Annotated in this window: 26 protein-coding genes; 8 read left to right on the top strand and 18 right to left on the bottom strand. The window is 69.6% G+C overall.

Annotated elements, in window-relative coordinates; genetic code table 11:
• Nucleotides 1–116: 116 nt before the first annotated feature.
• The 7 genes from larE to Q664_RS16030 all read right to left on the bottom strand — a co-directional run bounded on the left by larE (nt 117) and on the right by Q664_RS16030 (nt 4,393).
• On the bottom strand, nt 117–998 hold the full coding sequence (gene larE / locus Q664_RS16000; protein ID WP_043395468.1) for an ATP-dependent sacrificial sulfur transferase LarE: 882 nt from the start codon (nt 996–998) through the stop codon (nt 117–119).
• Between the two features lie 110 nt (nt 999–1,108).
• Complete coding sequence (gene cysC, locus Q664_RS16005) at nt 1,109–1,879, bottom strand: adenylyl-sulfate kinase (RefSeq protein WP_043395470.1); 771 nt, start codon at nt 1,877–1,879, stop codon at nt 1,109–1,111.
• 164 nt (nt 1,880–2,043) lie between these two features.
• A complete protein-coding gene (locus tag Q664_RS16010) occupies nt 2,044–2,532 on the bottom strand; it encodes a M67 family metallopeptidase (protein WP_043395472.1) in 489 nt (162 codons plus the stop codon).
• A gap of 13 nt (nt 2,533–2,545) precedes the next feature.
• A complete protein-coding gene (locus tag Q664_RS16015; RefSeq protein ID WP_043395474.1) occupies nt 2,546–3,157 on the bottom strand; it encodes a HesA/MoeB/ThiF family protein in 612 nt (203 codons plus the stop codon).
• A 4-nt stretch (nt 3,158–3,161) separates the two neighbouring features.
• Entirely contained in the window at nt 3,162–3,434 is a 273-nt protein-coding gene (locus Q664_RS16020) for a ubiquitin-like small modifier protein 1 (protein WP_043395476.1), read from the bottom strand.
• Between the two features lie 3 nt (nt 3,435–3,437).
• A complete protein-coding gene (locus tag Q664_RS16025; RefSeq protein ID WP_043395479.1) occupies nt 3,438–3,680 on the bottom strand; it encodes a sulfurtransferase TusA family protein in 243 nt (80 codons plus the stop codon).
• Entirely contained in the window at nt 3,668–4,393 is a 726-nt protein-coding gene (locus Q664_RS16030; protein ID WP_235216718.1) for a HesA/MoeB/ThiF family protein, read from the bottom strand. The genes Q664_RS16025 and Q664_RS16030 overlap by 13 nt, the downstream gene beginning before the upstream one ends.
• 138 nt (nt 4,394–4,531) lie before the next feature.
• Here Q664_RS16030 and Q664_RS16035 point away from each other — a divergent pair, with 138 nt between their 5' ends.
• The 3 genes from Q664_RS16035 to Q664_RS16045 all read left to right on the top strand — a co-directional run bounded on the left by Q664_RS16035 (nt 4,532) and on the right by Q664_RS16045 (nt 7,027).
• Complete coding sequence (locus Q664_RS16035) at nt 4,532–4,909, top strand: hypothetical protein (protein ID WP_043395483.1); 378 nt, start codon at nt 4,532–4,534, stop codon at nt 4,907–4,909.
• A 91-nt stretch (nt 4,910–5,000) separates the two neighbouring features.
• The gene (locus Q664_RS16040) at nt 5,001–6,281 is read left to right on the top strand and encodes a sensor histidine kinase (RefSeq protein ID WP_043395486.1); all 1,281 of its coding nucleotides are present in this window, start codon (nt 5,001–5,003) and stop codon (nt 6,279–6,281) included.
• Nucleotides 6,278–7,027, top strand: coding sequence for a response regulator transcription factor (locus Q664_RS16045; RefSeq protein WP_043395488.1), 750 nt, complete (start codon nt 6,278–6,280; stop codon nt 7,025–7,027). Before Q664_RS16040 ends, Q664_RS16045 begins: the two co-directional genes overlap by 4 nt.
• Nucleotides 7,028–7,064: 37 nt before the next feature.
• Here the strand turns inward: Q664_RS16045 and Q664_RS16050 are convergent, their stop codons facing one another.
• Both Q664_RS16050 and Q664_RS16055 read right to left on the bottom strand, forming a co-directional pair.
• Complete coding sequence (locus Q664_RS16050; protein WP_152622127.1) at nt 7,065–8,711, bottom strand: hypothetical protein; 1,647 nt, start codon at nt 8,709–8,711, stop codon at nt 7,065–7,067.
• A 60-nt stretch (nt 8,712–8,771) separates the two neighbouring features.
• Nucleotides 8,772–9,932, bottom strand: coding sequence for an AI-2E family transporter (locus Q664_RS16055; RefSeq protein ID WP_052518200.1), 1,161 nt, complete (start codon nt 9,930–9,932; stop codon nt 8,772–8,774).
• A gap of 114 nt (nt 9,933–10,046) precedes the next feature.
• On the opposite strand from Q664_RS16055, the gene Q664_RS16060 reads away from it, so the two are divergent.
• The gene (locus Q664_RS16060; RefSeq protein WP_043395492.1) at nt 10,047–10,541 is read left to right on the top strand and encodes a hypothetical protein; all 495 of its coding nucleotides are present in this window, start codon (nt 10,047–10,049) and stop codon (nt 10,539–10,541) included.
• A gap of 48 nt (nt 10,542–10,589) precedes the next feature.
• On the opposite strand, the gene Q664_RS16065 is transcribed toward Q664_RS16060, so the two are convergent.
• From Q664_RS16065 to Q664_RS52160, 4 genes are read right to left on the bottom strand one after another with little or no spacing between them, the layout of a single operon-like run.
• The gene (locus Q664_RS16065) at nt 10,590–10,700 is read right to left on the bottom strand and encodes a hypothetical protein (RefSeq protein ID WP_043395493.1); all 111 of its coding nucleotides are present in this window, start codon (nt 10,698–10,700) and stop codon (nt 10,590–10,592) included.
• A 40-nt stretch (nt 10,701–10,740) separates the two neighbouring features.
• Complete coding sequence (locus Q664_RS16070; RefSeq protein ID WP_043395494.1) at nt 10,741–12,075, bottom strand: DmpA family aminopeptidase; 1,335 nt, start codon at nt 12,073–12,075, stop codon at nt 10,741–10,743.
• A 32-nt stretch (nt 12,076–12,107) separates the two neighbouring features.
• Complete coding sequence (locus Q664_RS16075) at nt 12,108–12,755, bottom strand: TetR/AcrR family transcriptional regulator (RefSeq protein WP_043395496.1); 648 nt, start codon at nt 12,753–12,755, stop codon at nt 12,108–12,110.
• A gap of 49 nt (nt 12,756–12,804) precedes the next feature.
• Complete coding sequence (locus Q664_RS52160; protein WP_052518202.1) at nt 12,805–13,935, bottom strand: LamG domain-containing protein; 1,131 nt, start codon at nt 13,933–13,935, stop codon at nt 12,805–12,807.
• A gap of 222 nt (nt 13,936–14,157) precedes the next feature.
• On the opposite strand from Q664_RS52160, the gene Q664_RS16085 reads away from it, so the two are divergent.
• The 4 genes from Q664_RS16085 to Q664_RS16100 are packed head-to-tail and all read left to right on the top strand — an operon-like array spanning nt 14,158 to nt 19,186.
• Nucleotides 14,158–15,336, top strand: a complete 1,179-nt coding sequence (locus tag Q664_RS16085; protein WP_052518204.1) for an acyl-CoA dehydrogenase family protein — start codon at nt 14,158–14,160, stop codon at nt 15,334–15,336.
• Nucleotides 15,337–15,359: 23 nt separating this feature from the next.
• A complete protein-coding gene (locus tag Q664_RS16090; RefSeq protein ID WP_043395498.1) occupies nt 15,360–16,139 on the top strand; it encodes a GNAT family N-acetyltransferase in 780 nt (259 codons plus the stop codon).
• Nucleotides 16,140–16,184: 45 nt separating this feature from the next.
• On the top strand, nt 16,185–17,849 hold the full coding sequence (locus Q664_RS57745; RefSeq protein WP_152622128.1) for a hypothetical protein: 1,665 nt from the start codon (nt 16,185–16,187) through the stop codon (nt 17,847–17,849).
• Nucleotides 17,846–19,186, top strand: a complete 1,341-nt coding sequence (locus tag Q664_RS16100; protein ID WP_043395500.1) for a hypothetical protein — start codon at nt 17,846–17,848, stop codon at nt 19,184–19,186. Before Q664_RS57745 ends, Q664_RS16100 begins: the two co-directional genes overlap by 4 nt.
• Before the next feature lie 68 nt (nt 19,187–19,254).
• Here Q664_RS16100 and Q664_RS16105 read toward each other — a convergent pair whose 3' ends face one another.
• The 5 genes from Q664_RS16105 to Q664_RS16125 are packed head-to-tail and all read right to left on the bottom strand — an operon-like array spanning nt 19,255 to nt 23,897.
• Nucleotides 19,255–21,459, bottom strand: coding sequence for a D-alanine--D-alanine ligase family protein (locus Q664_RS16105; RefSeq protein WP_043395502.1), 2,205 nt, complete (start codon nt 21,457–21,459; stop codon nt 19,255–19,257).
• Nucleotides 21,444–22,034, bottom strand: a complete 591-nt coding sequence (locus tag Q664_RS16110) for an RDD family protein (protein WP_233166234.1) — start codon at nt 22,032–22,034, stop codon at nt 21,444–21,446. The genes Q664_RS16105 and Q664_RS16110 overlap by 16 nt, the downstream gene beginning before the upstream one ends.
• A gap of 41 nt (nt 22,035–22,075) precedes the next feature.
• Nucleotides 22,076–22,624 (bottom strand): hypothetical protein, encoded by a 549-nt coding sequence (locus Q664_RS16115; RefSeq protein WP_043395503.1) that lies wholly within the window; start codon nt 22,622–22,624, stop codon nt 22,076–22,078.
• 33 nt (nt 22,625–22,657) lie between these two features.
• Complete coding sequence (hemB, locus tag Q664_RS16120; RefSeq protein ID WP_043395504.1) at nt 22,658–23,629, bottom strand: porphobilinogen synthase; 972 nt, start codon at nt 23,627–23,629, stop codon at nt 22,658–22,660.
• Between the two features lie 58 nt (nt 23,630–23,687).
• On the bottom strand, nt 23,688–23,897 hold the full coding sequence (locus Q664_RS16125; RefSeq protein ID WP_043395506.1) for a hypothetical protein: 210 nt from the start codon (nt 23,895–23,897) through the stop codon (nt 23,688–23,690).
• Nucleotides 23,898–24,032 lie beyond the last annotated feature (135 nt).

The following is a 24,032-nucleotide window of genomic DNA, read 5'->3' on the forward strand; positions in this document are numbered from 1 at the left end:
CCCCGTCCCTCTCCCGGAGGGCGAGGGGTTGTTGGCGCGGATCAGGAACGGATCAACAGGGGGATCAGCCCCGGATCAGCCTCGGATCAGCGCGGGATCACCTGGTGGATCAGGTTTCAGCTCACCACGGGCAGCGGGTGGGCGTCCGCGGGCTTCTGGATCCCCGCCGCCTCGTTCATCCGCCCCGATCGGAACGGCTCCAGGTCCAACGCCACGAACTTGAACCCCAGCGCCTTCAGCGCCTTGTCCACCTCGCGCCGCACCTCCGCCGACAGGAAGCGCTCGTACTCCTCCGCCGCCAGCTCGATGCGCGCGATCTCGTCGTGATAGCGCACCCGGAACTGCCGGAAGCCCCTCTTGCGCAGCTCCGACTCCGCCCCGGCGATCTGGAACAGCCGCTCCCGCGTCACCGACGTGCCGTACGGAATCCGCGACGCCAGGCACGCCATCTGCGGCTTGTCCCACGTGGGCAGCCCCAGCGCGTGGCTCCACGCCCGGATCTCCTCCTTCGTCAGCCCCGCCTTCGCCAACGGCGACTGCACCGCGTGCTCCTTCGCCGCCTGGTGCCCCGGCCGGTGATCCTTGAAGTCGTCCGCGTTGAAGCCGTCCAGCACCACCTCCAGCCCCAGCTCCTTCCGCTTCGCCTCGCAGAGCTCGTACAGCTCCGTCTTGCAGAAGTAGCAGCGGTTGGTCGGGTTGGCCGCGTAGCTCGGGTTGGCCAGCTCGTCGCTCGAGACCACCACATGCCGCGCTCCCAGCTTCGCCGCCAGCTCCCGCGCCTCCCGCTCCTCCTCCGGCGCCACCGACGCCGACAACGCCGTCAGCGCCAGCGCCCGCTCCCCCAGCTCCTCCACCGCGATCTTCAGCACGAACGTGGAGTCCACCCCGCCCGAGAACGCCACCAGCGCCGAGCCGTGCGCGCGCAACGCGGCACGCATCGCGTCCAGCTTGGGGCGGGAGGAGTCACACAGGGCTTGAATCCGCTCGGGGGTCAGCATGGGGGCACCTCTATAAACGAAGAACCCCCGGGTTGCCCACGCAACCTGGGGGTCCTCGAGACTGCCGGACTCATGCCCCTCCCTCGCCAGGAGGGGGATGGGCCACCCGCCTAGCGGGCCTTGCGCTTCGGAGCCGCCGCCTTCTTGGCCGCCGGCTTGGCCACCCGCGCCGCCCGGGCCGCCGGACGCGCCTTGGCGCCCTTGCCCGCCGCCGCCTTCGCCGCGGGAGCCGGCGCCGCCTTCGCCGCCTTGCCCGGCTTCGCCGGGGCCGACGACACGCGCGTCACCTCGGTCTTCGTCGGCGGCTGCGCCTTCATCTTCTTGCCGGTGATGATCTTCAGCTCGTCCACCGTCACGTAGCCGAGGTCCAGCAGCGACTGGAAGATCTTCGCCGCCCCGTCCTCCACGCTCTCCACGTCCGAGTGGATCACCACCTCGGCCGAGGCCGGCGGCTCATACGGCTCGGTGATGCCGATGAAGTTGGGGATCTCCCCGCTCAGCGCCTTCTTGTACCGGCCCGTGCCGTCCCGCTCGATCAGCTTCTCGGTCGGGCAGTCCACGTACACTTCGATGTAGCGGCCGATCGTCCGGCGGTTGTCCTCGCGCCCCGCCTTGTACGGGCTCACGCAGGGAACCAGCACCGCCACGTTGTTGCGGGTGAGCAGCCCGGCCACATACCCCAGCCGGCGGACGATGGTGTTGCGCTCGTCCTTGCTGTCTCCCAGTCCCTGCCAGAGATCGTCCCGGAGCTCGTTCTCGTCGAGAATCTCCACGTTGCGATCCACCTGCCTGAGCCGGGCCGCGATGTAGGCAGCCATCGTACTCTTGCCGGTCCCGGACATGCCGGTCAGCCAAACGGTAAAACCAGTCGTCTGCGCCATAACGGGTCCCAAACTCCCTGCGCCTCCAGGAGGTTACATCCGTGCCCCCCAAGAGCGCGGCAGATCAAAAGATCGGGGGCGTTATAGACGAAGATCCGGTGCTTTGACAATTCGCACCCACCTTTCCGCAGGTAGGGGGGGCAGACAGCCAAGTGCCCGCCTTCTCAAGGGATTTCCAAGGGTTGATCCGACTCGAAGTCAAGTAAAAGCTGACGGCCCTGAAAAAATCCGCAGTCCCACCAGAAAATTTTCACAGCCCTGACGCACCCCTCGTGGATCGCAATCACGAGGTAGGAAACGCCGGGAAGCAGGGGCTGTCCGTCCGGGGCGGCCTGGCGCCGGTCCTCGTCGGAGAATTCCGCACTGCTGTCCACATGGGAGTGGAACACACACGCCACGTGCTCGCCCCGGGCCTCCGCCTCCAGGAGGACGCCGAGCCACTCGCGTGGCTCGAAGGCGTAGGCCGTCCGGGAGGTGCGAGGAAAACGCACAGGATCCTGGGTGTGGAACTCGTCCTGGGCGTTGCGCAGGGGGCGAACCCGCCAGGGCCCCGACTCCCCTGCCCGTAGCAGCACCCCACAGCCCTCCCTCGGGTAGCAGGCCTCCAGGTGTCGGAGGATGTCCGACAGATCTTCCGGCAACGGAGGGCTCACGTGGGCTCCTGGATCAGCCACACCGGCCGCAGCGCCGCACGGGCAGGTCCGTCAGCATGCCGGGTGCGTCCCATCCACGGGCGCCCAGCACCGGTTCCATCCCGAGCAGCAGCCGCTGGAGGATCAGGGCTCCCAGCGCGCCCAACCCCACCCCGAGCGCTCCCGAGGGCGGAGCCCCCAGCCCGGCCGTGGTGGCCTCGAAGCAGCCGGGACATCCCGTGGTGCCCCGGAAGACGACCACGCCCCGCGTCCCATCGCCGCCCAGCGCCACCCAGGGGCCCTCGCCGTCCCACGCCGCGGGGAGTTCGGCCAGCCGCCCCGTACCGCGCGCGGGCAGCGCGTCCGCGTTCACGTCCGGCAGCACCCGCGCGAGCACCTCCGGACCCGGCCGGCCCACCTCGTCCGCTTTCACGAGGAAGCCCTCGGCACCGGGCACCAGGGACTCGGGGCCCGCTTCCACCGCCGTGCCTCCAGCCGCCACGTACGCCGCGGCCGTGAGGCCCGCCGTCCCCGTGGCCTTCAGCCGCACGCCTCCCGCGAGCAGCTTCTCCTGGCCCCGCCCGCCCACCTCGCGCAGGAGGATCTGCCTCGAGTAGCGGAGGATCTGCTCCTCGCGCAGCGCCATCCCCCTACCCTCCCGCGATCGCCGGGATGAGGGTGATGCGGTCCCCGTCCGCCACCGGCGTGGACAGCTCCTGCAGGAAACGGATGTCCTCGTCGTTGAGGAACACGTTCACGTAGCGCCGCACCGCGCCCTTGTCGTCGAACACCCGCGCGCCGATGCCCGGGTGCGCCTTCTCCAGGTTGCTCAACACCTCGCCCACCGTGGCGCCCGAGACGCGCACCTCGCCCTTGTTGCCCGTGAGACTCCGCATGGTGGTGGGAATGCGAATCGTGGCCATCGCTCAGACTCCTCCCTGCTTGCGCAGCAGCAGGCGGTGGGTTCCATCGCCCCGAGGCTCCAGCACGAGCACCTCGTGGCCCTCCTCGCGCGCGTTGCGCGGGACATTCTTCAACGGCTCGTCTCCCCGCAGCACCACCTCCAGCACCGCGCCGTCGTCGAGCGCCTCCAGCGCGAGCTTCGTGCGCACATAGGTCATCGGGCAGACCTCGCGGGTGATGTCCAACGTCCGGGTCACCTCGTGCATCGGGCAAGTTCCTCGGTGAAGACGGGCGGGCGCGGGCGGGCGCAGCCCTCGCAATCGGGAGCACGGCGCACGCGCACCTGGCGGCCGCGCAGCGAGGCGCCATCGAGCACGTGCAGGGTGGCCGCTCCGTCTGCCACCGGGGCCTCCCCCGTCAACCGCTCCAGGACCAGCATGGCCTGCAACGCCCCCACCAGCCCCGCCATCGAGCCGAGCACCCCCGCCTGGGCGCACGTGGGCACCGCGTCCGGAGAAGGAGGCTCCTCGTAGAGGCAGCGGAGGCACGGCCCACCGGGCTCCACGCGCATCGCCTGCCCCTGCATCCGCAGCACCCCGCCGTAGACGAGCGGCACGCCCGCGGCCACCGCCACGTCCGACAGGAAGAGCTTCGTGGACGTGCCATCGGTGGCATCCACCACCGCGTCATGGGCCTGGAACAGGGAGGCGGCGTTGCGATCGTCCACCCGCTCGGCGAGCGCTTCCACGCGCAGGGCCGGGAAGGCCCGCCTCAGCCCCTCGGCCGCGGACTCCACCTTGGGCCGGCCCACATCCGGAGTGCGGTGCCACAGTTGCCGGTGGAGGTTCGTCACGTCCACCCGATCCGGGTCCACCAGCGTCAGGTGCCCCACCCCCGCGCGCGCGAGCGCCAGCGAGGCCGGACAGCCCAACCCGCCCGCGCCCACCACCAGCACCCGTGCCGAAGCCACTCGTTCCACGCGCGCGACCCTCGCCGAGCCCCTGTCCGCCGTCAACCCCACTGGCGAAAAGCCGCCCCGGCCCGCCCCCGAACGAATATCTTCCCGCCCCGCTCCGTCGCCACCCCGATACGTTCACCCGCCTTGTCCAGAGGACCCATGAGACACGCGCTCGCCCTCCTCGCCGTCGCCCTGCTCGCCACCGGCTGCCCCAAGAAGACCGGGGAGAACCAGCCCGCCGACAACCCCTCCGCCCATGATGCTGGACAGACCGGCTCGAGCGGGGCCTCCCTCACCGCCCCCACCGACTCCGGCACCAAGGGACAGGGGGGCACCGACGCCGCCGTGGAGGCCTGCGTGGACCGCTGGCTCCAGGAGCACAAGCTGGACCGCTACGGCAACGCCGAGGGCACCATGTACGCGGGCGGCACCCCGCTCTTCAACGAGGCCACCGGCGAGTCCCGGGACCGGCTCGAGTACGTCTTCGAGCGCCAGCCCGAGGCCCGCAAGGCCTGCGCCACCCCGAGCGCCCAGTAGTCCCCGCCGCCTCCCGGTACCAGGGGGGCAGGCGTCTTCGGGAGTGGTGGTATTCCCGAAAACCCGGCAGGTCCCTTAAGCTGCCGGTCCGATGGAACCCGCTCTGGCGCTCGAAGACGACAATCCCGACTCGCACCGGCGTGCTCGCGTGCGCGCGGTGCTCGAGCGGCGCAAGCTCACCGACAACATCTCCGCCGAGCAGGCCGCCGCCTCCTGGGAGCAGGATCGCTTCGTGGCCCGGGCCCGCGCCCTCTTCTTCGCGCGGCTCTGCTTCCTCACCCTGGGCCTGGCCATCCTCGCGGTGCCCGCCTGGTCCCGCTACTTCAACTTCCAGGGCAACTTCGCCTTCGCCGGCTACTTCGCCATGCTGCTCTACAGCGTCGCGAACTACACGGTCATCGACCACCCCAGGGCCGGCCGCTGGGTGACGTACATCACCCTGTGCTTCGATCTGCTCATCACGGTGGTGCTCATCGTCAAGCCCCAGGTGGGCGGAGGTCTGCAGAGCCCGCTGCTCGGTACGCAGCTTGTTTTCACCACCCTCTTCGCCATCCTCTTCCCCAAGCCGCTGGCACTCATTCCCTCCATGCTGGCGCTGCCCATCACCGCCCAGCTGGATCTGATCCTCAACCGCGAGGTCACCGCCGTCGAGGTGCTCACCGTCCTCTGGTACTCGGCGCTCAACTTCACCATCGTCTACGTGCTCGTGTACCTCAGCGAGCGCGAGGCCGCCTCCCACCGCGAGGTGGTGGAGCTCCAGGGCGATCTCAAGGAGCTGGCCGTGGTGGAGGAGCGCAGCCGCCTGGCCCGGGAGATCCACGATGGCCTGGGCGCCTCGCTCTCCTCGATGATCATCCAGGCCGAGTACATCCTCGGCATGGCCCGGGACGACTCCCTGCGCTCGGAAATCCAGGAGCTGAAGAACACCGCCGAGGAGTCCATCGAGGAGTTGCGCCGCAACCTGCAGATGATGCGCGAGGACTTCGAGCTGACCCAGGGGCTCGAGGACTACGTGAAGACATTCGGCCTGCGCACCCAGGTGGACCTGCGCTTCGAGCGCACCGGCCTGCCGCGCAAGCTGTCCCCGGATGCGCAGCTCGCCCTCTTCCGCATCCTCCAGGAGTGCCTGTCCAACGCCGTCAAGCACGCCCAGCCCAGGCAGGTGCAGGTGAAGCTCGACTACGAGCTGGACAATGTGCACCTCTCCGTCCGCGACGATGGCAAGGGCTTCGAGCCCAAGCAGACGCCTCGCGGCCACTACGGCCTGCTCAACATGCGCGAGCGGGCCATGAAGCTCGGCGGTACCCTCATCGTGGACTCGGCGCCAGGTAACGGCACCCGCGTATCCTTCTCCCTCCCCTCCAGCCCATGACCGAAGCGATCGCGCCCTCCCCCATCCGCGTCTTCGTCGTCGAGGATCAGACGAAGATCCTCAAGAACCAGCTCCGCCTGCTCGAGAGCAACCAGGACATCACCATCGTGGGCACCGCGCTGTCCGGCGAGGCCGCGCTCGAGGAGGTGCCCCGCGTCACCCCGGACGTCCTCCTGCTGGACCTGGGCCTGCCGCGCATGAGCGGCATCGACGTCACCCGCGAGGTCAAGGCGCGCTGGCCCCAGGTGGAGATCCTCATCTTCACCATCTTCGACGAGGAGGACAGAGTCCTCGAGGCGGTGAAGGCCGGCGCCTCGGGCTACCTGCTCAAGGGCACGCCCGCGGACAAGATCATCGAGGCCATCAAGGAAGTGCGCGCCGGTGGCACCGTCATCCAGCCGAGCCTCGCGCGCCGGCTGCTGCGCCACTTCCGCGTTGAGCCGGACTCCAGCCCCGTGCCCACCGAGCCCGTGGCCTCGCCGCCCGCTCCCGCCGCGCCCGAGCCCGCCGAGCCGCCCGCCGCCTCCGAGGCCAGCGAGCCCCTGCTCAAGCCGCTCTCCAATCGCGAGACGGAGCTGCTCCAGCTCATCGCCAAGGGCGTGTCCAACAGCGAGGCGGCCCGGCTGCTCAACCTCTCCAAGGCCACCATCCGCACCCACCTCGAGCACATCTACCGCAAGCTCGAGGTCACCAACCGCGTGGAGGCCGTCACCGAGGGCATCCGCAAGGGCCTCATCTCGGTGTGACGGGCCGGGGCCTTCCCCCGGCCGCCTCCCCGGAAGCTCACCAGGCGGCGGTGATGCCCGCGAGGATGCTCGAGTAGGACTCCTCGGCCACGCCGCCATCCGTCCAGCCGCGCCGGGAGCCCTGCCCCGTGAAGCGATCCTTGTAGGACTCCAGCCGGAAGCGCACGGAGTAGCCGAACGGGCCCCATATATCTCCCGCCACGCCCAGCTCCGCCGCCCAGCCCAGGCTCGACACCGACTCGCCGTAGTCGCGCACCTCGGCCACCAGCGAGCCCTCCGGGTCCCCCCAGAGCGACTGCCCGGGGGTGGGCTGGAAGAAGAGCTGGCCCGCGCCCTCGATGCGCACCGCGCGCATCAGCGGCACCGACACGTCCACCCCCACCGCCGGGTAGAAGCGGTGCACCACCGGCAACGGCGTCTCCATCCGCTCGCCCACGTCGAACTCCCGGCCGCGTGCCCCCAGCCGCACCCCGGCGTGGCCCCACAGCGGCGTCTCCTGCGTCCCCAGGTCGAAGAAGTAGCGCCAGGCCAGCATGGCCCCATAGGCCGTGTCCGTCGCGTACACCTCGCGCTCGGGCGTCTCGCCCACGGGCGTCGACACCTGCACCGTCGTCCGGGCGAAGCTGCGCTGATAGCCCAGCGTGAGCCCCACGCCGCGCACCAGCGTGGGCCAGTGCGCCAGCGGGAACACCTCCGCCTCCGCGGCGAGCCCCACGTACGGCGCATTGGAAGTGAAGTCCGAGATGTCCCCCGTCTGCTGCTCCGGAGGCAGGGCGTCGTACTCGCTGCACGACGCCATCACGCCCGGCCGGGCGCAGTACCGGCGCCACGTCACCGCCGCCCCGAGCTGCACCTTCACCCGCGGAGGCATCCGCCCCGCGGCCGAAGCGCTCCCTCCCTCCTCGGGGAATCCTCCGCCACTGCCCTCGAGCTCCGTGAGGTACGTGTGCGACTCCTCGTCCAGCTCCTCCCAGGCGGGGACTGGCTCGGGCTTCGACTCCGGAACGAGCACCGGCTTCGGCGCTGGCGGCGTGACCTCGGCCCTCGGAGCAGAGGCGGTCCCTTGCGCGGGGGGCGGCGCGGACTCCAGCAGGGGGGCCGGCTTCATCGCCTCCGGCTCACCCTGGTTCGCGGCATGGGGCTGGGGCGCGGGCGGCTCCACCACGGGCTCCGGCGTCTTGGGAGCCACCTGCGTGGGAGTTGGCGGCTCGGGCGTGGGCTGGTTCGAGGCCTTCACCGCCTCGAGCACCGCCCGGGTGAACTTCTGGGCCTCGTACTTCGGCAACAGCCCGCGCTGCAGCACGAACTCCCCGGACCACACCTCCCGGCCCGTCTCGTCGAGCAGCCGGGCGTTGAAGGTGCTGTAGGTCCGCCCCGCCGAGCCCGTGAGCACGGCGTCCACCTTGAGCTTCGGCGCCAGACGCGCCACCGCCCGGGGCTCCACCGAGGCGGGGCCTCGCAGCTTCTGCTTCGCGGCGGCCATCGCCCAGGCCGCGGGGGGCAACACCTGCACCTTGCGCGTCTTGCGCAACAGCCCCGTCACCTGGGCACGCAGCTTGTTGTTCTTGTCTCCTTCGAGCGCGGAGACGGCCACGCGCTCGGCGCGCGCGGCCTGCGAGGTGAGCATCAGGGCCAGGGCCAACACCACGCCCCAGCGAGACAACCAGCGTCCAGAGGCCATCATGGATGGCCAGCAGACTCACCCAGCGTGTGGGCGCTTGTCCAGGCTCGTGGAGGCCGGACCTCAGACCTCGGCGACCGTGGGTCCAGGAGCGATCACTGGCTGGGGCGCCGGAACCGGCTGCGGCACCGCCACGGACATCGGCGCGGGCTCGGGGGCGGACACCGCCGGCACCACGACCGGCTGGAGGCCCAGGAAGTCCCGCCGGTAGATGCGCACCATGGCCATGAAGAGCGAGGCGATGAGCGGCCCCACCAGCAGCCCCATCATCCCGAACACCGCCAGCCCGCCGAACATGGACAGGAAGACCAGCAGCGGGTGGAGCGCCATGCGCGCGCCGCACAGCTTGGGCCGGATGACGTTGTCGATGCTGCCCACCACGAAGGCGCCCCAGGCCAGCAGGAAGACACCCTCGTTCACCTTGCCCGCCATGCACAGCACCACCCCGATGGGGCCCCAGACGAGCGCCGTGCCACCCACCGGCACCAGCGACACCAGCACCATGGCCGCGCCCCACACCCCCGCGTGCGGCACCTTCACCAGCAGCAGCCCCACCATCCCCATGGCCCCCTGCACGAAGGCGGTGATGGTGTTGCCATAGACGATGGCGTGCGCCACGTCGGTGAACTCCTGCGCGAACGCCTGGATGTAGCGCTTGTCCAGCGGCACCAGCTGCGTGGACTCGGCCCACAGGCGGCGGCCATCCAGGAAGAAGTAGTACATGGCCACCGCCATCAGGAACAGATCGACGATCAGCGCCGTGCCGGCCCCCAGCACGTCCTTGAGCACCGAGGCCCCGCTGGTCATCGCCCCCATCAGCGCCTGCTCCGTCTGAGAGCCGTGCAGGTTCGCCGGCACGTAGCGCCGCAGCCCCCTCGGCAGGCTCGCGGCGAGCTGGCCCTGCTCCATCCGGTCCAGGAGCACCTGCGCGTGCTCCATCATCCCGAGCAGCTCGCGCGCCACCAGCCAGCCCACCACCGCCAGCGGCACCAGGATGAGCAGGAAGACGGCCACCGTGGACAGGCCGGCGCACACCGAGGGGTACGCTCTCAGCCGGGTCCGGAACAGGACATCCTGCAGCGGCCGGAACAGCACCACCAGGAAGCCCCCCAACAGCACCGGCATCAGGAAGGGAAGCAGGATTCTCGAGAAGAGAATCAGCGCCAGGGCGAAGAGCCCGGCGAAGATAAGATTGGACCACCGCTTCGTGTCGAGCCCAGTCACGCCCACCCCTCCACCCCCACGACCACCCCACGACATCCCGCCCAGGACGCGACAGAACGTAGGAACGTCGCTTCCCAGCGGGAAGCCTGGGCCCCAGCCCGAGGTAGACGATCCATGACTTCTGGACGCTTCCGCTTCCCCACCTTCGCCCTCACGTTGTCCGGAGTGCTGCTCCTCGCCTCCGGGTGTGGGGGCTCTTCCCAGGGCTGCATCGATTGCCCGCCCATGGAGGGCCGCTACGGCCTGGCCCTGGACCCGGGGACGCTCCCCTCCGCCTGCGATGGCGTGCAGGTGGAGCTGCCCGTGGGTCCCATCGACGTCAGCCGGCAGGGCAGCGACGTCACCGCGACCCTGGATCGCATGACGCTGCGCGGCACGCTCTACGCGACGTACGACTTCAACCTGGTGGGCAACAACCTGGGGCAGGAGCTGGACGGAGGGACCCGGGGGCCCGACTCGGCGCTGCTCTCCGGGCGCTACATCCCCGCGATCGGGGACGGCGGCGTGCCCAGGTTGGTGGGGGACTGGCAGGGGAACTACTCGAGCACCATGGCCGGCAACACCCGGCGATGCTCGGTGACCCGCTCCTTCACGGCGACCCACCAGTAGGCAGGCGAGCGTGCTCGCGCGGAGCGGGTCCGAGGCAACCGAGCGAGATTACTTCTTCGCGCCCTCGGCCGCCTTGGCCGCCTTGCGCTTGAACTGACGCTTCCACTTCTGCTTGATCTTGTTCTGAACGCGGCGGTGCTTGCTCTTGCTGCGGGCCATGTAGGCGTCTCCTGAGAGAGGTAGGACAAACGAGGGGCGCCTAACTACCAGAAGATCCACCGGAAGAGGAGTCCTCGATATCGTCCGGTGCCGGGCGGGTGGGATACGGGATGCCTTCCGCGCCCCGGACCTCGGTGGGGAGCACCGCTCCGGCCGTCACCTCGCCCTCCTTGTCCACGTCCGCCGGCTTCTCCCGGCCCACGGGGGCGCTCGTCTGCTGGGGACGCTTCTTCACCGAGGCGAAGATGGGTCGGCAGGCCTGGACGAAGCGCCGCACCTCGTCCAGCGGCAGCGCCGGGACGTAGTTGTCGTTCACCCCCTTCATGGAGGTGGCCATGCACATGGAGTTGAGGATGGCCTCCTCGGTGGCCTCCATCACCGCCTCGTAGAGCGGGTCCAGGCGCTGATCCAGGAGGATCTTCAGCTTGTAGACCATCTTCTGGGTGCGCCGCGGGATGATGTTGGCGGTGGAGAAGCCGACGACGATCTCCCCCGAGCCGTGCGCCGCGTAGCTGCCCACCCGGCCGATGCCCAGCGACACGCGCTTGCACAGGCGGCTGATTTGATGGCTGAGCAGCGGGGCGTCCGTGGCCACCACGGCGATGATGGAGCCGTACGTCTGCCCGCGCCGGGGCGTGTCCTTGAACTTCTCGGCGAGCACCTCGCCCACGGGCAGGCCGCCCACGCGCAGGTTGTGCATCTTGCCGAAGTTGCTCATCACCAGGACGCCCAGGGTGTAGCCGCCGAGGGCCTCGGGGAGCTTGCGCGAGGAGGTGCCGATGCCCCCCTTGAAGTCGCACGTCACCATGCCGGTGCCGCCGCCCACGTTGCCCTCGGGGACGGGGCCCTCCGAGGCGTTGCGGATGGCCTCGAAGACATGCTCGGCCCGGACGTGCCGGCCGGAGATGTCGTTGAGGTAGCTGTCGTCGCACTCGCCGACGATGGGGATGATGACGTCGTGCTCGTCACCAATGCCCGGGTACTTCTCCACCATGTGGCGGGCCAGGGCGTCCGACGCGGCGCCCACGGACATGGTGTTGGTGAGGAGCATGGGCGTCTCCACCAGGCCCCACTCCATGAGCTGCGTCATGCCGGCCACCTCGCCGGCACCGTTGAGCACGAAGCCGCCCCCGTTCATCCGCTCCATGAAGATGTTGCCGCGGTTGGGGAGGATGGCGGTGACGCCCGTGCGCACGGGACCATGGCCCGGCCGCAGCCGCCCCTCGCCCCGGATGATGGTGCTGTGCCCGACGAGCACGCCCTCCACGTCGGTGATGGCGTTGTGCCGGCCCGTCTTGAACCGGCCTAGCGGGAGGCCCAGCTCCCGGGCTCGGACGCGCTTCTCGGTGGGCTCGCTCTCGGGTGATTTGGCCATGGGGCGCCAACCTAGCCGAGACGCTCTCCCGGTCAATTGCTCGTCGCGCGCATCAGCCCTCGTAGCAACAGACGCGTCTGCTCCAGGGCCAGCGCCTCGACCTGCGCGGAGGTGGTGACCCCCGAGAACTCCAGCTTCCGGTCCACCAGCAGCGAGCCCAGCCCGTGCACCAGCGACCAGCACGTCAGCGCGAGCGTCAGCGGCTCGCCCTCGTGGAACACGCCGGCCCGCTGGCCCTGGGTGATGGAGTCCACCAGCAACCCGAATGCATCCGTGTCCCCGCCGGGCGGTCCCAGCTTGGGCGGCTGGGTGAAGTGCGGCCCGAACATCACCCGGAAGTGCGCGGGGTGCTCCATGGCGAAGAGCACGTAGGCCACGCCGCACGCCACCAGACGGCCATCGGGCGACGTCTCCCGGGCCATGCGCTCCCTCATCCGGGCCGTCATGACGCGGAAGCCCTCCTCGGCCACGGCCACCAGCAGCGCTTCCTTGTCCTCGAAGTGACGGTAGGGCGCCGCGTGCGTCACCCCCGCCCGCCGGGCCACCTCCCGGAGCGACAGCGCCCCGAAGCCCTCCTCGGAAATGAGCGCCAACGACGCGTCCAGCAGCGCCCGGCGCAGATCTCCATGGTGGTAGTGGGGCTTCTCCGCCGTCTTCTTCCGGGTGCCACGGGTGGCCATGCCTCGAATGTAACCACCGTTCACTCCCGATGTGAACGGTGGAAACTTCTCACTCCGAGCTCCAGGTGGCGTCACGGATGAGGCCATGGTTCTCGCTGGGGGAGAGATCCCGGGCCAGGAAGCCGTCCCCTTCGTTCAAGGGCCAGTAGCCGACGAGGCCCTGCTCGTCGCCCGTGAAGGTCCGGTCCTTGTCGGCGCGGACCTCCTGCTGGCCGCGGGGCAGGTTCCAGATGCGCACGTCGCGGATGTCCCCCTGGAAGAAGCGCTCGCGCCCGCCGCCCCGGGCGCCAATGCCCCAGGTCCCATCCACGAAGATGGCGCCGAGCCGTTGGGGCGAGGACGCCGCCAGCTCTCCATCCCGGTAGAGGACCCAGCGGGTGCCGTCGTAGACCCCGGCCAGGTAGACCCACCGGCCCACGTCGGAAGGGGGAACATCGGCGCTCGTGGCGAAGTCCTCCCCGTTGAAGGAACCGACCTGGTACTTCCCGTTGTTGATGCGCAGGTAGACCTCGGCGCGAGGCGAGTTGACGTGCCCGTGGACCACGATGTTGCGGATGCCATTGAGGGACCGCGGACGGATCCACGCCTCGAGGGTGATGGGGCCGGAGAAGACGAGCTCCCGCGGGTTGCCCAGCTCGACGTAGGACTGCTTGCCATCGAGGCTCAGGAACGCCTTCTTCTCCGGGGCCTGCCCTGCCTCTCCCGCGCCGCCGACCCCCTTGTCCTCGTCACCACCGCCCCGCAGCGCGAGGAAGGTGCCCAGGGCGATGACGAGGATGCCGGCGGCTAGCGCGAGCCACGCGATGGGGAGCTTCTTCTTCGGCGCGGGAGCCTGGGGAAGCGGAACCTGGAAGCTCGCGGAGGGCCCGACGGTAAACTCCTCGTCGGGATTGGCCACGTTCACCATGGAGAGATGGAACGCGTGCTGCCCCTGGGGCGTGCCAGGAGGAACGTTCACCCTCACGGTGTACTGGTGGGTGCCATCGGGGGGGAAATCGCGTTCGGCCTCCCCGTCGAGCGCCAACCAGTCCCGCGAAGCCGTGCCCTCGGGCTCGACGACGGCACGGCCCCGCACCGGACGCCCCAGCGCGTTGGAGACCGTGAAGGTGAGCTCTCCCCGGCCCATGCCATCCAACCGGATCGAGGAAGTGGACGTGGTAATGGCGAATCCGCGAACCATGCGCGCCTCCCTTGAAGACATTCGCGCGTCTTGCACTTCAAGGGTGGAGACGCGCGGGGAAGGACGTGATGCCCTGGAGGGCCGGGTGCCGCTCGCTCTACGTTCGGGGAAGCGGGCCCTCGCCACGCACCAGGGTGGCGAGTCCTTCGCGGTACGCAGGAGGATGGCGGTGCACGGGGACATCACTGGAAAGCGAGGCCGGGCTCCTCGTACGCTCCCGGCATGACGAATTCCGCCGCCGTGAAGTCCGCGGGAGAGCACCCGTTGCTCGCCACCATCCGCCAACTCACGCCCAAGGTCGCCGCCCGCTCCGAGGAGATCGAAACAGCCCGCCGGCTGCCAGCCGATCTCGCCCGGGAGCTGGCCCAGGCCGGGCTCTTCCGCATGGTGGTGCCCGAGGCCTACGGTGGCCTCGAGCTGCACCCCGCCGTCGTCGTCGAGGCCGTCGAGACACTCTCGCGGGCGGACGGCTCGACGGGCTGGTGCGTCATGATCGGCGCGCTCACCGCCATGTGCTCGGCGTGGCTGCCCGAGCCGCAGGCCCGCGCCATCTATGCGCCGGACATCATCACTGGCGGAGTGGCCGCGCCCATGGGCCGCGCCGAGCTCGTCGAGGGCGGCTACCGGGTCACCGGGCGTTGGGCGTGGGCCAGCGGAAGCCAGAACTGTCACTGGCTGGTGGGAGGCGCGGTGGTGACGAAGGACGGTGCCCCCCAGATGCGTGGGCCGGCGCCCGAGGTGCGCCTGTTCCTCTTCCCCAGCTCGGACGTGACGCTGCACGACACCTGGCACGCCACGGGCCTGTGCGGCACGGGCAGCGGCGACATGGAGGTGCGGGACGTCTTCGTTCCCGCCGATCGGAGCACGTCGCTCATCGCCGAGCGCCCGCGCGTCGCCCGGCCCCTCTACGCGTTCCCCGCCTTCGGATTGCTCGCGGTGGGCATCCCGGCCGTCGCGCTCGGCATCGCCCGCCGGGCCATCGACGAGCTGACGGCCCTGGCACACCAGAAGAAGCTCATGACACACGGTGGCCAGTTGCTGGCGAAGAGGGCCGCGGTGCAGGAGGCGGTGGCCGAGGCCGAGGCCACCCTGCGTGCCGCGCGCGCCTTCCTGCTCGAGACGGTGAACACCACCTTCGAGGCCGCCACGCGCGGTGAGGTGACGGTGAAGCACCGGGCGGAGCTGAGGCTGTCCTATACGCACGCCATGCGGAGCGCCGCGCGCGTGGTGGACCGGATGTACGAGGCGGCGGGAGGCACGGCCGTCTACCGCGCCAGCCCGTTGCAGCGCTGCCTGCGCGACATCCACGTGGCCACGCAGCACGCCATGGTGGCCCCGTCCACGCTGGAGCTCATCGGCAGCGTCCTGCTCGGGGTGGAAGCCAACACCGTCATGCTCTGAGTGGGCCATGTTAGCGTCGGCCCATGCCGACCGGTGATCTCGAGACCAGGGCCGAGCGCCTCCGTGAGGTGCTGGAGACGCCCCGAAGAGCCTTCATCCCGCTGCCGGACACGCAGGTCATCGAGCGTCCGGGCTGGATGCAGCTCATCACGCCCTCGCTGCGCCAGGGAGGGCTCAACGAGGTGGCGTACTCGGCCCTGGACGAGAAGGAGGCGGATGCCGTCATCGACGAAACGCTGGAGCAATACCGCCGGCTGGGGCTGCGCTTCCGTTGGACGGTGGGGCCCGATTGCCGGCCCGCGGATCTGGCCGAGCGGCTCGAACGCCGGGGCCTGCGCCGGAACGAGACGCTGGGGATGATCCGTGGGACCTCGGTACCGGCCAGTGCCGAGGGGGACATCACCGTGGAGCGGGTGGACGAGCACACGGTGGAGGAGTACTCGCGGACCATGGCCGAGGGCTGGGAGATGGACCCGGGGCCGATCACCGCGTTCAACCGGATGGTCCTCACCCACCCCGGCCAGAGCCACGAGCTCTTCCTGGCACGGTATCGGGGGATGCCCGCGGGCACGTCGGGGCTCGTCACCTTCGAGCGCTCCGTGTACCTGCTCGGGGGAGTCGTGCTCCCAGCCTTCCGAGGGCGAGGACTGTACCGGGCCCTCGTCACCGCGCGGCTGGGCTACGCCGCCGGACGGGGCATTCCCTTCGCCACCGTCCACTCCCGCGCGAGCACTTCCGGGCCCCTGCTGGAACGCTTCGGCTTCGAGACGCTCTGCCGGTTTCCCATCTTCACCAACGACTGAGGCGCCCTCCCCCTTCGAAGTGGGAGTTGGGGCTGAAGGTAGAGCATGCGCACTGACCTCCTGGCGCCCAGGTGGGCGCTCCTGCTGCTGGGAGCCGCCCTTCACACCACGGGCTGCGTCTCGCTGACACCGCCACCCGGCACGAGCGGCACACAGGGCCCGCGTGCCCTCCTGGGCGCCCCACCAATGCCCTCCTTGCTCTCCTCGCGTGGGGCGGGTGGGCCGCGACGGTTGCACCCGCACTCCACCGCCTGGAACGTGGGCTCGGACACCAGGGTGGGCGTGGGCGAGGCGGCCAGCGGGGGAATGCCTCCCCAGGGCCCCGTCACTTGCGGTGGGCAGGCCGTTCCCCCGGGTTGGCCCGACTTCTCCTCCGGCGATGAGAACGAGTTGCTGGCGCCCTTGCTCACCTGCGCCTCGCCCTCCGAATTCGTCGCACTCCAGCAGCGCGTGGACATGCGCCGGTTGGTGGAGGCGCTGGACGACTGGAACGCGGTGCGGCTGGGCGCCCTGGGACCCGTGCGCGAAGACGCCGCTCTCCTGCTGCAGCGCAAGCGCGCCGCTTTCCTCGTGAGCGCCACCGAGCGCTACGGCCCCTTCCACGCCAAAGTGTTCGCCCTCTTCGTGCTGCACTCGGCCCACGACGACGAAGTGGACGCGGTGCTGCGACTGCTGGCACAGGACAAGCTGTTGGGGCAGACACTGGCGCTCATGCCCACCGTGCGCGAGGAGTTGGAGGCACGGGGACTGCCCCTCTCCCGCTACCCGGAGCGGGCCGAGCAGTCCGGCGATGTGCTGCGGGGCCTGGGCCGCGCCGCCCGCGACGCGCTCACCACCAGCCCGATGGAGGACTCCGGGCAGGTGGCCACGGCCGCGGACGAGGCCGCACGCGCTCCCCACGGGGCCGTTGCCACGGAACGCCTCGGCGGACTGACCGCGCTGGTGGACGAGGCAGCGGGCCTCACTCGGGAGGTGGTGGAGACCCGGCTGGCGCTGGCGGAGTTGGAGGCCCCGGGCTCGCGTCTACCCCGGAACGTGGCGGTACTGGAGAAGCAACGCCCCTCGTCCGATGCTCCGCCACCCGGAGCCGAGGGCAACCCACGTTGGGGGGAGTACGTTGCCTACTACGAGAAACGCCTGGGTGAGCTCAAACAGGGCAAGGCCACACTGGGACCTCTGCACTGGGCGCCCTACGAGCAATTGCGAGGATGGTTCACCCGGGGGCTGGCCTTCGAGAGCCTCATGGTGGCTTTACTGGAAGCCGATGCCGCCCTGCCCCGGGCCCAGCGCCGCTTCCTCGGGGCGTTCATCCAACCTCGCGTCCTGAGGTCCGTGGGTGTGCAGAAGCCGGAGACCGGCCTGCGCTACGCGGATGTGCTCGTCATCGAGGAGAGTGGGCCCTCCAACGGGCCGCCTCGCGTCGAGACGTTCAGCTTCAAGAGCCGCAACCTCTCGGGGCTGCGTGAAGATGCGCTGGAAGCACAGATGACTACGGATGCGAGGGAAGCTCTCGGGAAGTATGGCGGGACGCTGGACATCCGCCGAGTCTCCCTCCAACCTCTTCTGCGCGAGGGCAGCGAAGTCCGCGTCCAACGGGTCCACCTCGTCTACGAGTCGGGTCCCCTCAAGCCCGCGAGTGCAGAGCAGTTGAAGCGTGCCATGGACAAGACAGTGCTCAAGGTCAGGGGAGTAGAGGTTTCCTTCCAATGAAGGTGTTGGAATTCTACGATTCGAAGGACGAGGACCACCTCCGGCTTTCTTTGGAAGGTGCCTTTGACGCCCAAGTGGCACTCGAGAACGAATTAGAGCCCTTCTTCCTCGCGCTCGAGGAGTACGCCGACGGTTGGATGCCGGACGTCGTCAATGGCAAGCGGCAACGGAAATACACCCGTGCCGCCATCTGGAAGGCGCTGGAAGAACGGCGTGATGGGGACAGCACGGCTATCGGTCTCTACCGGACGAAGTGGCCAGCGATCGACAGCCAACTCTGGCTCTGGCTCCCTCCGCAATCTCCCGAGTTGGACATCATCATCAAGGTGAAACCGCTCTCCTTCTTCACGGAGGCGGAGCGCTGCCGTAAGTTCGTCGAGATGGTGCGCGCCTGGGCTTCACGCTACCCGGTCCCCTACGCAAAGGCTCACAGCAGCGACGATGCCGAGTTGGCGGGCTTCCCAGACTTTGGCCGTGACGACGAGACTCGACGCAGAGACGGTTTCGACAAGATCTACGAGGTGTGCTGGCTCAACGTCTTCGGTCCGAAGCTGGTGGAGCGCGTCGGCCGAGAGCGCATGCTGTCCACACCAGCCTGGCGGGTGGAGGAGTTGCCCAACGGCTGCGTCCTCCTGGTGACGTGGCCCACCGCCGCGGACTTCGCCAGCGACGAGGCGCGTCTGGCCCAGGCCCGCGCCCACGCCCACCTCCGGCCGGACCTGGATTTCTCCACCGTGTTGCGCACCCTGCGCGAACGCAGCGCCATGCTCGCCCCCGTGGAGCCCCGCTTCCACCCGGACATGGCACCGCTCCTCTCACGCGTGGCGGACTGGACCGCCAGTCACGAGCGCCAGCGCAAGATCGCCGAATTCAACGCGTGGCAGCCGCCCGAGCCCGAGGAGTGGCGCCCCGCCGACTCCGCCCTGCCTCCGGACGTGGACGACATCGAGCGCGCCCTGGAGCACTACAGCCTCCTCGCCGAGCACCTCGTGGCCCTGCTGCACACCCAGGTGCCCTCCGTCTTCGACGCCTCGCCCGAGTCCCTCACCGACGCTGACTTCTACTTCTGGCGCGAGGAGTTCCCCACCCGCCGCCTGCGCGAAGCCATCGACCAGCGCGCGGTGCCCGCCATTGGCGCCTATCTGGGCGAAGTGCTGGTGCGCCACCTCGGCGGCCGGTGGATCCCGCGCAAGAACCTCGAGGAAGCCCAGGTGCTCGTGGGCAACCGCGTCTGGCTGCCCTTCCTCCGCGCACGCCACTACATGGGCTCACGCCAGTCCCTGCTGGACTACTCCCTCACCCGGCTCTACCGCGTGGCCGAGCGGCACCGCTCCTGAACGAAGGGCCCGGCCCCCGAGGTCTCCCCCGGGATGCCGAGCCCCTGGCTCCAGACATCAGCGCTGTCTCAGTGGGCCTTCATGTCCATGCGGACCGGCCCCTCGCCACCGGACGAGGACGACCCGGAGCCCGAGCCCGTCACGGAGACAGAGCCGGGCTTCTCATCGGCCATGGCGGCCTTCTCGTGGGCGGCCTTCTCCATGGCCAGCTTCATCAAGGCGCTCTCGTCGGCGGCGCGGCGGGCCTCCCGCTCCTTGTAGCGGCGGATGGCCGGGGCCATGATCTCGCCGATGAGGCCCCGGTAGTCCATGCCGGCGCCCTGCGCGATGAGCACCAGGTCGCTCCACCCCGGAGTCAGACCCGGCAGCGGGTTGCACTCGATGAAGTAGATGCGGCCCTTGTCGTCCATGCGGAAGTCGATGCGCGCCACGTCGCGGCACCCCAGCGCCATGAACGAGCCACGCGCCGCCGCCCTCAGCTTCTCCAGCAGCGCGGGCTCCAGCTTCGCCGGCGCGTCGTAGCGGATGCGATCCGTCCAATCCAGCTTGTGCTCGAAGCTGTAGATGGGCGTCTTGTCCCCCTTGTCCAGGAAGACGATCTCCATGGGGGGCAGCACGCGCGGCCGGCGCTCGCCCAACAGGCCCACCGTGAACTCACGCCCGCCGATGTACTCCTCGATGAGCGCCGGCTGCTGGTACTTGGTGACGATCTCCTTCACCACCTCGCGCAGCTCCACCTCGTTGTGGCAGACGCTCTTGCTCACCACGCCCTTGGAGGAGCCCTCGGCCACCGGCTTCACCATCAGCGGGAAGCTGGTGAACTCCTTGTTGAGCCGCTCCTTGCCCGTGTGCATCAGCTGGAAGTTGGGCGTGTGGATGCCCGCCTGGCGGACGATCTTCTTCGCCAGCGCCTTGTCCAGCGCGATGGAGAGCGTGGCCGGATCCGAGCCCGTGTACGGGATGTCCAGCAGCTCCAGCATGGCCGGCACCTGGCTCTCGCGGTTGCGGCCCTTGAAGCCCTCGGCGATGTTGAAGACGATGTCCAGCGGCGTGCTGGCCAGCACGCTGGGCAGCTCCGCGGTGGCCTCCAGGTCCACCACCTCGTGACCCCACGAGGCGATGGCCTCGCGGATGGCCTGCAGCGTGGTGGGCGAGTCGTACTCGGCCTCGCTGTCCTCCACCGCCTGGCCGTCCAACGCCGGCTTCACGCGCTTGACGTTGTAGGTGAAGCCCACGCGCAGCGGGCCCGTCTTGCGTGCCGGCTTGCCCTGGCGCTTGCCGTCCTTGATCTTGTAGCGCCGCGCCGCGCTCTGGATGATGGCGTTGACCACCCCGTCCAGGTGCACGCCCTCCAGGGCCGCCGCGGCGTAGATGCCCGCGCCCGGCTCCAGGCTGGGCAGCGCGTTGATCTCCAGGAAGTACGGCACGCCCGCGTCGCTGAGCCGGAAGTCGATCCGTCCCAGGTCCCGGCAGTCGAGCGCCTGGAAGATCTTCGTCGACATGGTGCGCATCTCCTCGGCCACCTTCGGAGGGATCTTGGCCGGGGCGCGCACCTTGACGGCGTTCTCCTTCTTCGTCTTCAGCTCGTAGTCGTAGATGGCGTACTTGCGGCCGGCGATGGCGGCCGGATCGATGTCGTACTCCGTCGGGCTGAGCACGCCGTCATGGTCGTTCTGCACCGCCGCCAGGTACGGGACGGTGATGTCCGTGCCACTGATGAACTCCTCGACGAGCACCCCGGCCGGGTAGCGTGCCAGGGCCTGGGACACCTTCTCGCGGGCCTGCTCCAACGTCTCGGCCACCGAGTCCTGGGTGATGCCCTTGGAGGAGCCCTCGAAGTTGGGCTTGATGATGACGGGGAAGCGCAGGTCCTCGGCCTTGAGCTCGTTGAGCTTCTCGACGAACTGCCAGCCCGGGGTGCGGATGCCGTGCTTGGAGAGCACCAGCTTGGTGAGCTGCTTGTCCAGCGTCACCGCCAGCGCGTACGCGTCCGAGCCGGTGTACGCGAAGCCCAGCTCCTCGAAGAGCGCCGGGTAGAAGGCCTCGCGGAAGCGGCCGCGGCGGCCCTCGGCGATGTTGAAGATGAGGTCCGGGCTGTAGGCCTCGAGCCGCGCGACGGTGCGGGAAGCCGGGCCGCTCACCTCGAAACGCTCGAGCCGGTGGCCGAGCCGCTCGATGGCCGAGGCCAGCGTGTTCACCGTCTCTTGAGTGTCGAACTCCGCCTCGTCTTCCGAGTCGGACAACCGGAGGTTGTACGTCAGCGCGATGCGCAAGGCTTTCCCCTTCTGGACTTCTTGAAATGGCGGATCCGGCGAAGCCGGGCCGCGGACAAGAATCTGCCTGGGACGCGAGCGGGCGTCACGGGTGTGCGTGCTGCAACCGTTGCTCCGGCGACGACCTTCCCGTCCACCACCTGCGTCTGGGCCCACGTGTCCCCCAGCCGCCAGCCGAGCGGATCCCTCACCACGCGCAAGGCCTCCACGCCGCCAATCACCACGAGGCCCGCGAGGCCCGCCACCAGCCCGAGGGGCGGAGGCATCATCCCCAGCAGGACGATGAGGGCCAGGGGCGCGTTGCGCAGGGTGCTGTCGCGGTGGCGGGCGGCGGACTGCGTGGGCAGGTGCATCACCTTCACGCCGAAGATGCGCTTGCCCACGCTCTGGCCCTGGAGCATGCCGTCGGCCAGCAGCAGGAAGAGCAGCGCCACCACCTCGCCGGCGGCGCCGCACACCACGCAGAGGCCCCAGGCCACCGCCACGTCCACGATGCGCGCGCCCAGCCGCATCCACAGCGAGGCCTTGGGATAGGGCGAAACGGGCTGCTCATCCCCACCGTGGACCACTCGCAGGCCGGGCCGGCGGGGGTGGGAGAAGACCTGATGGGAGGGGTTCACTCTTCGGGCTCCAGGATGAGGCCCCGCTCGGGGCGCTCGGGCTCGTCCAGGCCCGCGAGCTGCGCGAGCCGCTCATGGGCGCTCACCATGCCCGGAGGCCGCTGGTACGAATACGAAGAGGACGAGGCGGCGGCGTTGCCGGTGAAGTCCGGCGAGGCCACCAGTTGGGCCGTGGGCGAGCCCGTCTCGGACATCTGCCGCAGCCGGCCGCGCGCGCCCTCCACGTCCTGGGTGGCGGGCTCTCCCTCGCGGGTGAAGAAGACGAAGGCCATGGCGGGACGCTTGGAGGACTCGCGCATGGCGAACTGCACCCCGTCCAGGGTCCAACCCCGGAGGCTCCACTCATTCACGGTGCGCTCGAGCGTCCCCTCGTCCACGGTGGACAGCTCGACGACCTTGTATTGGAGAGGACCCGCGGGCCGTACGGCGGCTGCGGGGAGGGCTGTGCGGGCGGCACCCGGGCGCTTGCCAGCGCGTGGGGTGCGCCGGACCGCCGGGGGTGCCGCCTTGCGAGTTGGGGGCCGTTTCTTCTTTCGGGTGGCCATGTGCCGATTCTGTAGAGATGCCGTGCCCGACCGTCAACCGAGCAGCTTCGCGGCTTCCAGCGCGTGATAGGTAATGATGAGATCCGAACCGGCGCGCTTGATGGAGGTGAGAATCTCCAACATCAGCCGATCTCCGTCGATCCACCCGTTCTGGGCGGCGGCCTTCACCATGGAGTACTCGGCGGACACGTTGTAGGCCACCACCGGCACGTCCACGCGCTCGCGCACCCGGTGGATGACGTCCAGGTAGGACAGCGCGGGTTTGACCATGATCATGTCCGCGCCCTCCTCGAGGTCGAGGTCCGTCTCCTTGAGGGCCTCGCGCACGTTGCCCGGGTCCATCTGGTGGGTGCGGCGATCGCCGAACTGGGGCGTGCTCTGGGCGGCCTCGCGGAAGGGTCCGTAGAAGGCCGAGGCGTACTTGACGGCGTAGGAGAGGATGGGGACCTCGGTGAGCTTCACCTCGTCCAGCGCCGAGCGGATGGAGGCCACGCGTCCGTCCAGCATGTCCGAGGGGGCGATGATGTCCGCGCCGGCCTGGGCGCACGTCACCGCCATCCGCGAGAGCAGCGGCAGCGTGGCGTCGTTGGCGACATGGCCGCCCTCGATGATGCCGCAGTGGCCATGGTCGGTGTACTCGCACAGGCACACGTCGGCGATGACGAGCATGTCCGGGAGGGCGTTCTTGATCTCCCGGATGGCGCGCTGGACGATGCCCTCGCGCGCGTAGGCCTGGGAGCCCTGGGCGTCCTTGTGATGGGGGATGCCGAAGAGGAGCACCGCGGGCACGCCGAGCGCATGGGCCTGCTTCGCCTCGGCGACGGCATGCTCCACCGAGAGGTTGGAGATGCCGGGCATGGAACCGATGGGGCGGCGGATGTCGCGGCCCTCGACGACGAAGAGCGGATAGATGAAGTCCGAGGGCGCGAGCGTGGTCTCGCGCACCATCTCACGGAGGACCGCGCTGCGGCGCAGGCGGCGGGGTCGGTGGATCGGATATGCCATGTGCCGACGGTATAAACCGTTGGCGGCCACCGGAAAGGAAATCTCCTGATGGGGCTGCTCAGACAGCAGCCAGGCGCCAGCTCTCGTCGAGCCAGCTGCGCTGCCTGGACATGCGAGCGGCCATGCGTTCGGCGAGCTCCGCCTCGTGGACGGCGCGGGCATAGCGGGTGCGGGCCGCCTCGGTGTTCTCACACAGACCGCGCTCCGCCTCCGCCAGCTCCCGGCGCGCCGCGTACAGCTCCTGCTCCATCAGCTTGATCGTGGACATGGGGTGTTGCCTCCTGTGCACGAGGGCTTGTGCATACCGCGGGCCATGCAGGTGCGCCCCGCAAGGGCGCGAAACCACGAAGGTCGGAAAAATTGGGAGCTCCAAGCACCCGGAAAAAAGGTGCGAACCGCATTT

Source organism: Archangium violaceum Cb vi76 (assembly GCF_000733295.1).
Lineage (GTDB): Bacteria > Myxococcota > Myxococcia > Myxococcales > Myxococcaceae > Archangium > Archangium violaceum.